Here is a 13,549-nt window from a genome sequence, read left to right on the forward strand (position 1 = left end):
TGAGATAAAAATAAAGCCTCCCGGAAGTTACCTTCCGGTCTTCCGAGAAGCTTATGTCTTTGATCAGAAATTATCGTTAAGTGCCTTCTCAAGCTCAGCAGCGCAAGCCTCTTCGTCATCGCCTTCGATCTGAATCTTGATGGAATCACCCTGCTTAACGCCCAAACCCATAAGAGCAAGAAGCTTCTTCATATCTGCGTTCTTGTCACCCTTATAGATAGTTACCTTTGAATTAAAAACCTTTAAAGCTTTTACAAGGATACCAGCCGGTCTTGCATGGATTCCATTAGGGTCATTAACTGTAAACTCGATCTCTTTCATGTTGATAATCTCCTTTATTTTTTAAGTACTGTTACAATTATATCATATTATACACTAACTTCATTATAATCGTCACTATTTGTTAAAAGAACTACAACTACATCCGGGTGATCGGCAGCCTTAATTGCAGCCTTGGAGAATCTAAGTATGGGCTGACCTGCCTTAACCTTGTCTCCGTCCTCTACCAGCGGCTCGAAGCCTTCTCCGTTCATGGCAACGGTATCAACTCCCACATGGATAAGAACTTCCATATCTCCGGGACCGCTGAGTCCGATGGCATGCTTTGAATCAGCCACTGAGGAAACCTCGCCATCGAAAGGTGCGTAAACAACTTCTCCCTCCGGCTCGATTCCAACACCCGCCCCAAGTACTCCTGATGCAAATGTCTCGTCAGGAATCTTGTCCTGAGGAATCACATTACCATCGATAGGTGCAAGGATGGTTCCTGCCTCGCAGGTTATAACCGGCTTCTGCTCAAATTTCTCAGTCTCTGCTGCTGCCTCATCCACAGGCTTGTTTACAGGCTTTTTAACTTCTTCCTTCCAGAAGGTCCAGGTTCCTGCAAATGCTATTCCGCCGGAAACCAGAAGAAGAACCGTATAAACTCCTGCATTATTGATAGTAAGATATCCGGGGATACCGGTTACACCGTAAGCTGTAGCTCCGATTCCTGTGATGGCACCAAAGATTGAACCGATGGCTCCGCCCACCATACCTGCCACGAAAGGCTTATAGAAACGAAGGTTTACACCGAAGATTGCAGGCTCTGTAATTCCGAGGGCAGCAGAAAGAGCTGAAGGAACCGCAATAACCTTGGTCTTATTGCTCTGAGACTTGAGACCTACTGCAAGACATGCACCGAACTGTGCGAAGTTCGCTGCTGATGCTATAGGCATCCAGGTGTTGAGACCAACACTTGAAAGCATACCGGCCTCGATAACATTGTACATGTGGTGAAGACCCATAACTACGGTTACAGGGTAGATAGCACCCATTACCATTGCGCCCAGAGGATTCTTTACAAGAATCTGTGCTCCGTTGAGAACCATGGTCTCAAGTCCTGAGAAAATAGGTCCTATGATGGTAAATGTAACAAGAGCAGTGATGAGAACTGTACAAAGCGGTGTAATGAAAAGATCCAGCATCTCAGGAACATGCTTGTGGAACCATTTCTCAACATTACTCATAAGAAGTACTGCGATGATTACCGGGATTACGTGTCCCTGATAACCAAGCTGGTTGATCTGGAACAATGAATAGGAATCAGTGATCCTGATGTGTCCGAAGAGATACCAGACATCATAACCCGCAGCTGCGTTCCAACCATTGGTAAGTGCAGAGTGGATCATCAAAAGACCGATAACCGCTCCGAGGAAGATATTTCCGCCAAAAACTCTGGCTGCTGAAATGGCAACGATTACAGGCAGATATGCAAATGCAGTATTCGCTACCATATCAAGGAAAGCATACCAGTCTGTTCCCGCAAAATTGAGCCCCGGGATCTTTCCGAGAGCCTCTACAAGTCCCATCATAAGACCGGATGCAACGATAGCCGGAAGTATCGGCACAAATACATCGCCGATAGGCTTAAGCAGCTGTTTCCATAGTGGCTGCTTAGCGGCTGCAGCTGCCTTTACATCATCCTTTGTAGCTGCTGTCATACCTGTGATACTCAGGAACTCATCATAAACCTTGTTTACGGTTCCTGTTCCGATGATCAACTGGAGCTGACCATTGGATTCAAACATACCCTTAACGCCTTCGACATTGTCAAGATACTCCTTGTCTACCTTGCTGTTGTCCTTGATGACAAGTCTGAGTCTCGTTGCACAATGCGCTGCCTGTGCGACATTATCACGGCCACCAATGTGGTCAACGATTTCCTGCGCACACTTTCTGTAATCAAGTGCCATTTTATTTACCTCGCTTTTAGATATATAACACTTATCTGCCACATAACCCCCCGGCAGACATGCACGATTGAAAGCATGGATTATTTGATTAATGCTGTCTCCATGAAAAACAGCCGGCCGGTTTTCAGATCTTATATTGCCTGCATCACACCGATTGATCGGTTTTCGAATCCGGACACATCAGGTATCAGGCTGTTTATGTCCTGACCAGTCTGTACTCAACGCTTTATATGAGCTTAAGATCTGCAAATGCCTTGGCAAGACCATCCTCAGTAACCGACGGACAGACGATATCGGAAATCTCCTTGAGCTTTTCGGAGCCGTTTGCCATACATACAGAAACACCTACGGTCTCTATCATCTCAAGGTCATTCATGCTGTCTCCGAAGCCTATGGTGTCTTCGATGGGGATTCCCAGGTGCTCCGCAATGAGCCTTACGCCTTTACCCTTATCGAATTTCCGGTTAATGAGTTCGCCATTGACACATCCATGTGCAGGAACATCCTGTATGACGAAGCTGAAATCCTTCTCAAGAAGATATCTGCATTCATCTATCTGGGAATTCTCCCTAGCCATGATGACCACCTTGTAAATGGGCTGCCCGTCATACTCATCCATGGGACGGATGCCGAGGTTCTCGCTCAGAGCTTTCCGCCAGCGCTCTATTTCGGAATTACCTCCCTCGGTACTGTCAAGAAAATCCTTAAGGTTGGCATCACCGAAAGATCCGTCTTTTCCTTCGATGGTGCAAAACACACCGTTATTATGGAGTGACTCCAGCGCTATGTTCAGCTGCTCAGTACTCATAGGGCAATCATAAAGGACCTCGTCACCACAGGTAACATATCCTCCCGAGCTACCCACAACTCCGTCAAAATCATACTTAAGAACAGGCTTGAGCATGTCAAAATTTCTTCCTGTACACAGAAATACTTTATGTCCGTTCTGTTGGGCTTTCTTTATGGCTTCCACAGCACTGTCCGGCGGAACATTGGTTCCCGCGGGAGTCAGAGTGCCGTCAATGTCTACGAAAATCAGTTTGTTTTTCATATCCGGTCATCTCCAAATCTGTGTCAACCGTTTGACACAAATGTAATTTAACAAATTTTTAACAATCTTGCACTATAAAACTTCAATTATCGATTAAAAAAAATTATCTGTACTGTTCTCTGTATAAAACCCCTGATATTTAAACAGATAAAGATCTTTTTAAGCTTCTAGCACTTAGTAATAAGCCATACAAAATCTCTTGCCGGAATTCCAACAGCCTTTGCTTCTCTCCGTTTATTGGTCATCAGATCTATATATTTCTCTTCTTCGTTGATCCAGGCGGTTTCATCCTGAGTTGAGAAATTGAAGAGAGCTATCATCTTTTCACCGTGGAAATATCTTCCTATTCCAAGGACGTGATCATTGTAGGTTTCAATTATCCAGCAATCTGCTCCGGATTCAAAAACTATATGTTTAGAACGGAGCTTCTCAAGCTTTCGTAAAGCCTTATAGATACGTCCCTGTCTCTTTGCGGGGGATTTTCTTGCCGCAACTTCATCCCATTTGAAGGCACCTCTGTGGAGATACCTTGAATCATCCCATTTTTCCGGATCCTCATGGTATGTGTAGTCATTAAGCTGACCTATCTCATCTCCGGAATAGATGATAGGGATTCCGCTCTGGGTAAGCAGAAATGCGTGCAGCATTATGTCAAGCCGTATTCCTATATCCAGCTTCCAGTCATTTCTTTCATACTCTGCTGCCTCAATGCCGCAAAGGGATGCTGTAGTTCCGCAAAGTCTTGCGTCTCCAAGTCTCGGATCATTGTTGTAAAGCTCGCCCCTTGAATCAAGGCCATAGTGTGCTCCGCAGAAATATTCATTAAGGAACTTTTTATGGGAAACCTCTTCTACCCCGAATTGCTTAAGATAGTTATAGTCGAGACCCCATCCTATATCGTCATGGCAGCGCAGATAGTTAAGGAAAACATACTGCTTCGGAAGTGCGAAAACCTGTCCGAGCTGATGCTTCATGAGTCTCACGTCCTGAGTCGCCACAGTATGCCAGGTACTTGCCATAGTGGTAACATTGTAAAGCATATGGCATTCCGGCTTTTCGATGGTACCAAAGTACGGAACTACCTTGCTTGGCTCCATTACGACTTCTCCCAGAAGCAGTGTTCCCGGACATACGATCTCGGATGCCATTCTCATGATACGCACAAGGGTATGTACCTGAGGAAGATTCCGGCAGCTGGTGCCCAGTTCCTTCCAGATATAAGGTGTGGCATCAAGCCTTATGACATCAACACCGTGATTACACAGGTTCAGCATGTTAGCAGTCATGTCATTGAACACAACCGGATTTCTGTAATTGAGATCCCACTGATATGGATAAAAGGTAGTCATCACCACCTTATGAACCGCCTCGCACCAAGTGAAATTGCCGGGTGCCGTAGTCGGGAAAACCTGTGGTACGGTTTTTTCAAACCTGTTGGGGATATCCCAGTTATCGTAGAAGAAATATCTGTCCTGATATTCCATCTCACCATTCCTTGCACGACGGGCCCACTCATGATCTTCGGAAGTATGATTCATGACAAAATCCATGCACACACTCATTCCGTTCCTATGGCATTCTTCCGCAAGCTCCTTCAGATCCTCCATGGTTCCAAGCTCCGGCTGTACTCTTCGGAAATCAGAAACCGCATATCCTCCGTCGGAACGTCCCTTAGGGCTCTCGAGAAGAGGCATAAGATGAATATAATTTGAACCTGTCTCTTTAAGATATGAAATCTTTTCCTTAACACCCTTCAGAGTTTTATTAAAACAGTTCACATACATCTGCATTCCCAGCATCTCGTTTCCGCGATACCAGTCAGGAACCAGTTCTCTTGCTTCATCCCATTCCTTCAGAACAGAGTCACGTTCCTCATAGTACTGATGAAGCATACACAAAAAATAGTCAAAGGCCTGCTGATCATTATGATACAGCTCGCTATAGAGCCACTTAAGTTCATCATAATGCTTATCAAGCCGCTCCTTAAACTCTTTCTCCAAATTAATGCTTTCAAACATATCTAACCATGTCCTTTGTTATTTTATTTTTAGTTCACGCTCTAAATAGAATTAATATTGTCCTAGACGTAATTATAAGAAAAAATATCCATCGCCGCAATGTAATGAGGCAGTATTTATAAAAAAAATATTATTTCTTTTATCCACTATGATGATTGATTTTTTATCGCCTCTCTTCTACAATCGAATTAGTCTATTTTTTCACAATTTGCGTGGATCGCATAAGGTTTTATGAATGATCAAATTCAAGCGTCAGTCTTTCGCAAAGCAGATTATATCGATGGTCTGACGGTTAGGTATTCAGGAGCCAATTAGATCTGCAGCTGTATGTCAGAGATAAACGGCGAAAAACATGCGTTTATAGAGGAGGACAACATATGTTATATGGAGCATTAGAAGCAGGCGGAACCAAGATGGTATGTGCCATAGGTGATGAAAACGGTAAGATTCTGGAACAGATTTCGATACCAACCGTTTCCCCGGAAGAAACCATGCCAAAGATCATTGACTGGTTTAAGGACAAAAACATTGAAGCTCTGGGTATTGCGGCCTTCGGACCTATAGATCTGAACCGTAAATCGCCCACCTATGGAAGCTTCACAACTACTCCGAAGCTTAAATGGGCAAATTACAACATTGTTAAAGACATGAGGGATGCCCTGCATATTCCCATCGGCTTTGATACCGACGTTAACGGTTCACTTCTTGGTGAGATAACTTATGGACAGGCCAAGGGGCTCACAGATGCTGTATATCTCACTATCGGAACAGGTGTAGGCGGTGGAGTAATGTCCAACGGAAAGCTTGTTCATGGAATGCTTCATCCGGAGCTTGGTCATATGAAGCTGCTTCCTTATGAGGGAGACACTTACAAAGGTCACTGCCCATATCACGGAACCTGCCTGGAAGGTATGGCATCCGGTCCCGCCATCGAGGACCGCTGGGGCAAAAAAGCCATAGATCTTAAAGATGACGCAAAGGTTTGGGACATGGAGGCCTTTTATATTGCCCAGGCGCTTTGCAATATCATACTTATCACGAGTCCGCAGATCATCATTCTGGGAGGCGGAGTAATGCACCAGCTTCAGCTTTTCCCTCTCATCCGTGAGAAGGTCAGGGAGATGCTGAACGGATATCTGAAGACTTCTGAGCTTTCGGATCTTGATCACTATATCGTTCCTGCGTCGCTGAATGACGATCAGGGTATCATGGGATGTATCAAGCTCGCTATAGACGAAAAGGAACTGGAAGGTTAATATAACCGGCCGGAGCCGGAGGGCATCCATTTGAATGCGAGTCGCTTCGTCGGAAAAATCTAAAATCTGACCCCTAAGAGGCACTAGGCCCTCGCCAATGTCAGAGTTCTCTTTATGACAACTCTGACTTGGCGAGGGGGCTAAGGAAAATGGGACCAAGTGCCTCTAAGGGGTCAGATTTTGATTTTTCTCGACTCAGCTCAACGCATTCAAATGGATGCCCTCCGGCTCCTACTTTACTGGCTCCCTACCGGGTTTAATGTGCGTTGATATCAACCCTTCCAGGGTCGTACTTGCTGTAGCGGATCTTTTGAGAGCCGTAGAGGCCGTAATTTCCCGAAAAGAGGAAAGTGATTGCTACGCCCAAAAGGATGAATGGTGAGAGTTCGAAGCCGAAGAGTTCGAAGCCGATCAGGATCGAGGTCATGGGGCAGTTTGTCACTCCGCAGAAAACGAAGGTTGCACCAAGGGCTGCGCCCATGGTGGGAGACATTCCGAAAAAAACAGCAACTGCATGTCCAAAGGTGGCGCCCACGAACAGTGTGGGTACGATTTCGCCACCCTGAAAGCCTCCGGAAAGTGTTACAGCGGTGAAGAGCATTTTCAGCAAAAATGCGTAGGGCACTATCTTAAATGCTCCGTCAAGAACACAAGCTTCTATGATAGCCGCACCGGCACCGTTGTAGGTCTGGGAGCCCACTATCAAGGTAAGTACAACCACAATTACACCGCAGGCCGCGGCTCTTAAATAATTGTTTTTGACAGTCAGCTTTGCAAGCTTTTTTGTGCTGTGAAGAACTGCGCAGAAAAGTACTGCCACCAGGGAGCAAAAAATTGCAAAAAGGACCGTCAGTCCGCCCTGTTTAAATGAAAACTCCGGCACATTCGCGATCACCATGGTTTCTTCGGAACCCGGATTGATGATACCGGCAACAACATGTGCCGTAAGAGCAGCAACCACACAGGGCATAAATGCGGAGTAATACATCACTCCCACGGTACTCATCTCTATGGGCATGACCGAGGCTGCCAACGGCGTTCTGAACAATGCCGCAAAGGAAGCACTCATGCCACACATGATGGTACGTCTCCGGTCTTTATCATTAAATCCTATAAGCAGTCTTCCGAGGGCATCCCCAAGAGAACCGCCAACCTGAAGCGCCGCTCCTTCTCTTCCGGCGGAACCTCCGAATAAGTGAGTTACTACAGTTGAAACTATGATAAGCGGTGTCATGCGAAAAGGAACCTTCTGATCGTTATGTATGGAATCTATGACCAGGTTTGTTCCTCTCGGCGAATCCGCTCCGAGGATATGGTAATACCAGACGATGGCAACACCTGCAAGCGGCAATCCGAAAAGAATCGCCGAATGAGCTGTCCTCAGGGCGGTAACATAGGAAATGGCCTTACCGAATAATGCAGCCACAGTCCCTATTAAGGCTCCGCAAATAACTCCAAATATCATCCATTTCAGATTGATGAAGAATTTCTCAAATAAAATCCCGGTTTGCTTAGATAATTTAATAAACATTTTCTTATTCCTTTTTCTTGATACATACTCAGATTTTCAGGGAAATGTTATCCAAAACATTTCCCTGAGATAATAACAATGAAATAATCCTAATGGCTTCTTCTGAACCGCTCATATGCGCGCGGCTCCCACGATCAAAAGACAAATCGTGGGCAGATATTTATGATGATTAAACTGTCTGCTGAGCAATGCCCTTAATGTTGTCGATAGCCCAGTCTTCATTTTCTATGGTTATGATAGATCCGCAATATGGACATTTTGCTGTCTGATTGATATCAAGAGGTGCTCCGCAATGAGGACATACCACTGACTTAAGTCCCGTTTCTGTGGATGTCCTGATTCCGGTCTTTCTGCAGAGATCATACTCATAGGTCATGAATTTTTCTCTGTTCTTATCGCCTGAGATCAATGCTCCTGTCTCGTCATCAACCGTATAATCCACAATACGTGACCGTACTTCGCAGACAATGTGATCCATGCCATTTTCCTGATACCAGGTCATAGGTTCAACCGAAAGAACAGCGATTCTCTCGATATAATTCGTCTGCCTGTTTCTTCTTAAAGCATCAAGCTGACGATCCGCCTGTGTATAGAAACTGTCGGTAAGATATGGACGTACTTCGGAAATATCCTTTGACTGCCATGCGTTCTGAAGCTTCACATAGACATTGGAAAGCTTTGATGCCAGGGCCACGCTGTCAAAGTCAGGATCGATCTCTTTGTAGGTATCGACAGGTTTACCCTTAGGTGCCTGTCTCCTTGTATTGATATTAACCGGCTTGTTTGCGTGGACGGAATTCATCTTCGCATTCGCTCTCATAAAATATACTAAAAGTATAATGAAAACGATTACGGCAATGATGTAAACTGCGTCAAAACCTTCTGCTTCCGGTACGTTATAGTAGGAATTGTAGCCACCCGAGCTGTAGCCACTTGAACTTGAGCCGCTGTCCCAGCTTGAACCACTGTCCCAGCTTGAGCCGCTGTCCCAGCCTCCTGAGCTGTAATCGGAATCGCCTGAAAAGCTGCCAAAGTCTGCGCGTCCGGTTAATGCAAAAGCCGCTATAAGCATTCCCACCAGAAAAAAACTTATAAGCTTCCGTTTAAACTTATTTTTCATAAATCTCATACTCCTGTAATATAATGTAGGAAACAAGTTCATCGGATGATCAGGATAATGTTCAGGTTCCCTTCCTTCATGAATTCCCGGACAAAAACATTAATATAACCGCATCCGTAATCTACCTGCTTCTTAGTTTAGCATTTTTTGAATACATTATATATAACGGTTTTTTTAATGAATTATTTATCTCTTTCAGACTATCTAAAACAGACCTACGGTCAAAAGGTTTATAAGATTTCTCTTCAATCCGGCTGCACCTGTCCTAACAGGGACGGAACCCTGTCCGTGGGAGGCTGCATCTTCTGTTCCGAAGGCGGCTCGGGAGATTTTGCCACTCCGCTGCTTCCGGTAAAGGAACAGATAGACATTGCCATAAAAAAAGTTGAACAAAAGCTGCCTGCCGGAAAAGAACATAAATTCATAGCCTATTTTCAGTCCTACACAAACACCTACGGAGACACAGCTAAGCTCAGGGCTTTGTATGAAGAGGCTCTCAGTGATGACCGGGTGGTTGCATTATCCATCGGAACAAGACCGGACTGCATAAAGGACGATATGCTTGAGGCATTGAAAAACCTTCAGACAAAGTACGGCAAAAAGATTTGGGTGGAACTGGGGCTTCAGTCCATACATGAAAGCACTGCCAAACGTATAAACAGAGGATATCCTCTGCCGGTTTTTGAAGATACCTACAGAAAGCTGAAGGAAGCCGGTCTTACTGTCATCGTCCATGTCATCCTGGGGTTTCCCTGGGAAACCGAAACGGATATGCTGGAAACCATAAGATATCTCTCTTCTCTTTCGCCCGTGCTTGACGGTATCAAGCTGCAGCTGCTCCATGTACTGAAAGGAACCCGGCTGGGGGAAGATTATCTTCATGAGCCCTTTCATGTTATGGAGCTTCAGGAATACTGCGATCTTGTAGTCAAATGTTTAAAGCTTTTACCGAAAGAGACCGTAGTGCACCGTATAACCGGAGACGGACCAAAAAAGCTTCTTCTGGCTCCTTTATGGTCCGGAGATAAGAAAAAAGTTTTAAATACGCTTAATCGCGCGATAAAACTTTCATAAATAAATGGCGCTTTGATATAAAATAGGGCTATATAGCAACCGTATGACATATATTTATTAAAAATTTCGAAAAATCCTGTTGCCTAATCTCAATTCCTTAAGTTAAAATTAGCTTAATATCTTAATTATGACACTTGAGAATGGATTTTTAATATTTGGGGGGATATTGGAAATTCATTGGGGAAATAAAATGACTGAGAGTAAAATGAATAGTATGATTAACTTTGCAAAAATAGCCAGAAGTATCCTGGATAAATATCCGGATAGAAGGTATCTTTTAGTGCGCTCAAACATCAGGGATTTCAAGCTGGTCAATCAGTTGTTCGGATTTCAAAAAGGAAATGAGATCTTGTCCTGTATTGAGAATTTCTTATTTGATCACAGAGACTCCTATGCCGCTTACAGTCAGATAGCGGTAGATCAGTTTGTTATTCTGGTGGAGAAGGACAGATTCTCAACTACGGATTTTTCAAATTTACCGGTTATCTGTTCCCGGCTTATAACCACGACAAAATTCCGCATCCATATCCAGTTAGGCATTTACGAAATCGTCGATCCTCAGATGGAGATATATTCCATGTGTGACAGGGCAAAGCTCGCCCTTAAATCCATCAGGATAGACGAGCCTCTGTCTGTAGCATGGTATAACGAATCCATAATGGAAAGCCGGATCTATAACAAAAAAATCATCAACGAATTCGAAAGCGCCCTGGAAAATGAGGATTTTGTCATGTATCTGCAGCCTCAGGCCAATACCAAGGGTGAGATCATGAGTGCTGAAGCATTAGCCAGATGGAATCTGAAAGACGGGACTATCCTTTCTCCTTCACAGTTCATAAAGATACTCGAGGAATCCGAGCTTATATGGAAGCTGGATCTTTATATGTGGGAAAACGCCGCAAAGCTTCTGGCTCAGTGGAAAAACGATCCGGAAAAGAAAAACCTGAGCCTTTCGGTCAACATTTCTCCGAAGGATCTTTACTATATTGATATAGAGAAAAAACTGACAGAGCTGATTGAAAAATACGACATCTCTCCTGACAAAATGAACGTAGAGATAACCGAATCCAGCTTCGTCAACAATTCTGATCTTTACATCGACATGATCTCGAGACTTCATAATGCAGGCTTTGCCATCGAGATTGATGATTTCGGGAGCGGCTATTCATCACTGAATATGCTGAAAAATATCCGGGCGGATATACTTAAACTGGATATGGGATTTTTACATGACAGTAAGGATCTCATCCGTTCCCAGATAATCATCGATTCTATCATCGAAATGGCTAAACGTCTTGATATGCAGGTTATTTCAGAGGGCGTGGAGTCTCAGGAGCAGGCAGCCTTTTTAAAGATAAACGGATGCGACCTTTTCCAGGGCTTTTACTTCTCAAAACCTGTGCCGGTTGATAAATTCGAGACCGTACTTAAAGAATATAATCTTGAGAAGACTTCAACTCACGGATCTCATCCGAAAACCACAAGAGATCTTGTTACGGAAACCGCATAATACATAACACTAAAATTAACAGTTCAGACGGTGAACCAGGGGGGACGGGGTTGGTGGTCCATTTTAGGAAAATGGACCACCAACCCCGTCCCCCCGGCCCACCGTCTGAACCGATACCACTAAAAGGAGCCCGAAGGGCTCCTTTTCTATGCCTTGAGTTATGTCTAATCCAAAACCAGGAGAACCGTCCCCTCTGGTTTTGCAGTTCCCATCCGGGGTTGAATCGTCTGCCGGCGGGTTTTCTTTTACCCGGTCTGATTTCCAAGTATCATTTGAGAGGTCATGTCGTAAGCCCCATTCTGCTGGATTCCGTATGAGGGGTTATGTCCTAGAGCTTCCAGCCATCTGCCGTCATTTCCCACATAATAACCGTCCGGCGTCCATGAATTGGTCAGCATTCCGTAGTCCCCGAGATAATAGTAAACCCCCTGCCACAAAACCCATCCGGTCTGCATGTAACCGTTTTGGTTGAAATAATACCACTTATCTCCTATCTGCTGCCAGTTGTTGACTGTATAGCTGCCGTCGGAATTGAGATACCACCATCCGTTTTGGTCAAGCTGCCAGCTTCCGTTGGTATCCGCCGTAGGGGATAATGTTGTATAGGATGAAGCTGCAGTACCTTCTTCAGTCACTGTCTCTGTTCCGAAGATATTGGCCTTTATGGCAGCCGCCTGTTCGGAAGTCAGGTTAAGGACATTGGAAATGGCATAATTCCCTCTGTCATCGGAGCCATTGTCCGCCCTGACCGCCACAGAATAAATGCCGGCATCAGAGAAATAATTGTGGAAATCATATTTTTCTTTTTTGGTTGATACCTTTGTTATATTTACACCATCCTTATAAAAAATGATGTCGTACTCATCGGCATTTCCACTCCAGGTTACCCGACCGGTTTCTGCGTTCAGGGTTACATCCGTCACTTTTGTGCTCTTCGAGGATTTTTTGCTGCTTGAAGAACTGCCGGATGAGCTGCCCGACTTCTTTGAGCTTGTGGAGGATGAAACATTAACAGAATCCTTGTCGGTGGTTTCCACATATGCGGAGTTGCCTGCATCCTCAGACACATCAAGCTTGATGGTTATCTGTGAGCTTGAGACCCTTTCAAATTCCTCGATATCCGAGTTTGTATAATCACCAAAAATGCTGACTCCGCTCTTCTTCATTTTACTCGACCAGGAATTACCCGACCCGGCGCTCATTTTGATGGTCAGTATATCGTCGTTCTTACTTGAAGAAGAAACCTTATACCCTGAAAGAGCTGAATAATTTGACACTGAAAAACTGCTTCCGTTTTTAGTAACCGATATGGATACGCTGCTGTATTCCTGTGCCAATGCTGTAACGGAACACAGTATAAGCCCGGTCAAAAGCCCTATGGCTCCACAAAATGTCTTTTTCATTTTATTTTCCTCATCTATAAATGCATGTTTTCCGCCGCTTTGAACCGGCGGCACAAACAGTAATGAAAAGTATTTTCACTATCTACCTATATTCCCGTCATTACCTGTCTTTTAAAGTGACAACATGTCACTTGTAAGCTTATTTTAACATATTCCGGGGTTTTTTCTTTGTCTTTTAGGGTACGGTAATCTGACTTTTTATTACAAAAAGATAAATAGCCTATAATTTTTTTAATCCGGGTATAATCATTTTCGGAATATTGTCGTAAATAGATATATGTACAGTGAGTTTCAGTGTGGCAAAACCTGTCACACCTATAAATACAGTTTTACTATTGTTTCAGCAAGGAAT

At 44.3% G+C, this 13,549-nt stretch carries 10 protein-coding genes; 3 read left to right on the top strand and 7 right to left on the bottom strand.

Annotated features, from left to right (window positions below; genetic code table 11):
- Positions 1-63: 63 nt before the first annotated feature.
- The 4 genes from G625_RS0105440 to G625_RS0105455 all read right to left on the bottom strand — a co-directional run bounded on the left by G625_RS0105440 (position 64) and on the right by G625_RS0105455 (position 5,303).
- Positions 64-321 carry an HPr family phosphocarrier protein gene (locus tag G625_RS0105440; protein ID WP_029200303.1) on the bottom strand — a complete coding sequence of 86 codons (258 nt, stop codon included), beginning with the start codon at positions 319-321 and terminating at the stop codon, positions 64-66.
- A 47-nt stretch (positions 322-368) separates the two neighbouring features.
- Positions 369-2,234, bottom strand: a complete 1,866-nt coding sequence (locus tag G625_RS0105445; RefSeq protein WP_029200304.1) for a PTS beta-glucoside transporter subunit IIBCA — start codon at positions 2,232-2,234, stop codon at positions 369-371.
- Between the two features lie 226 nt (positions 2,235-2,460).
- Positions 2,461-3,285 carry a Cof-type HAD-IIB family hydrolase gene (locus G625_RS0105450; protein ID WP_029200305.1) on the bottom strand — a complete coding sequence of 275 codons (825 nt, stop codon included), beginning with the start codon at positions 3,283-3,285 and terminating at the stop codon, positions 2,461-2,463.
- 167 nt (positions 3,286-3,452) lie between these two features.
- Positions 3,453-5,303 carry an alpha-amylase family protein gene (locus G625_RS0105455; RefSeq protein WP_029200306.1) on the bottom strand — a complete coding sequence of 617 codons (1,851 nt, stop codon included), beginning with the start codon at positions 5,301-5,303 and terminating at the stop codon, positions 3,453-3,455.
- Positions 5,304-5,680: 377 nt separating this feature from the next.
- Here G625_RS0105455 and G625_RS0105460 point away from each other — a divergent pair, with 377 nt between their 5' ends.
- On the top strand, positions 5,681-6,559 hold the full coding sequence (locus tag G625_RS0105460) for an ROK family protein (RefSeq protein WP_029200307.1): 879 nt from the start codon (positions 5,681-5,683) through the stop codon (positions 6,557-6,559).
- 256 nt (positions 6,560-6,815) lie between these two features.
- Here G625_RS0105460 and G625_RS0105465 read toward each other — a convergent pair whose 3' ends face one another.
- Both G625_RS0105465 and G625_RS0105470 read right to left on the bottom strand, forming a co-directional pair.
- A complete protein-coding gene (locus G625_RS0105465; protein WP_044931742.1) occupies positions 6,816-8,090 on the bottom strand; it encodes a chloride channel protein in 1,275 nt (424 codons plus the stop codon).
- A 169-nt stretch (positions 8,091-8,259) separates the two neighbouring features.
- Positions 8,260-9,210, bottom strand: coding sequence for a TIM44-like domain-containing protein (locus tag G625_RS0105470; RefSeq protein ID WP_029200309.1), 951 nt, complete (start codon positions 9,208-9,210; stop codon positions 8,260-8,262).
- Positions 9,211-9,387: 177 nt separating this feature from the next.
- On the opposite strand from G625_RS0105470, the gene G625_RS0105475 reads away from it, so the two are divergent.
- Both G625_RS0105475 and G625_RS18535 read left to right on the top strand, forming a co-directional pair.
- Positions 9,388-10,284, top strand: a complete 897-nt coding sequence (locus G625_RS0105475; protein ID WP_029200310.1) for a TIGR01212 family radical SAM protein — start codon at positions 9,388-9,390, stop codon at positions 10,282-10,284.
- Between the two features lie 205 nt (positions 10,285-10,489).
- Entirely contained in the window at positions 10,490-11,794 is a 1,305-nt protein-coding gene (locus G625_RS18535; RefSeq protein ID WP_198014865.1) for an EAL domain-containing protein, read from the top strand.
- Positions 11,795-12,039: 245 nt separating this feature from the next.
- On the opposite strand, the gene G625_RS23220 is transcribed toward G625_RS18535, so the two are convergent.
- Entirely contained in the window at positions 12,040-13,197 is a 1,158-nt protein-coding gene (locus G625_RS23220) for a hypothetical protein (protein WP_049895744.1), read from the bottom strand.
- Between the last annotated feature and the right edge of the window lie 352 nt (positions 13,198-13,549).

The organism is Oribacterium sp. NK2B42 (genome assembly GCF_000424445.1).
Taxonomy (GTDB): Bacteria; Bacillota; Clostridia; order Lachnospirales; family Lachnospiraceae; genus Oribacterium.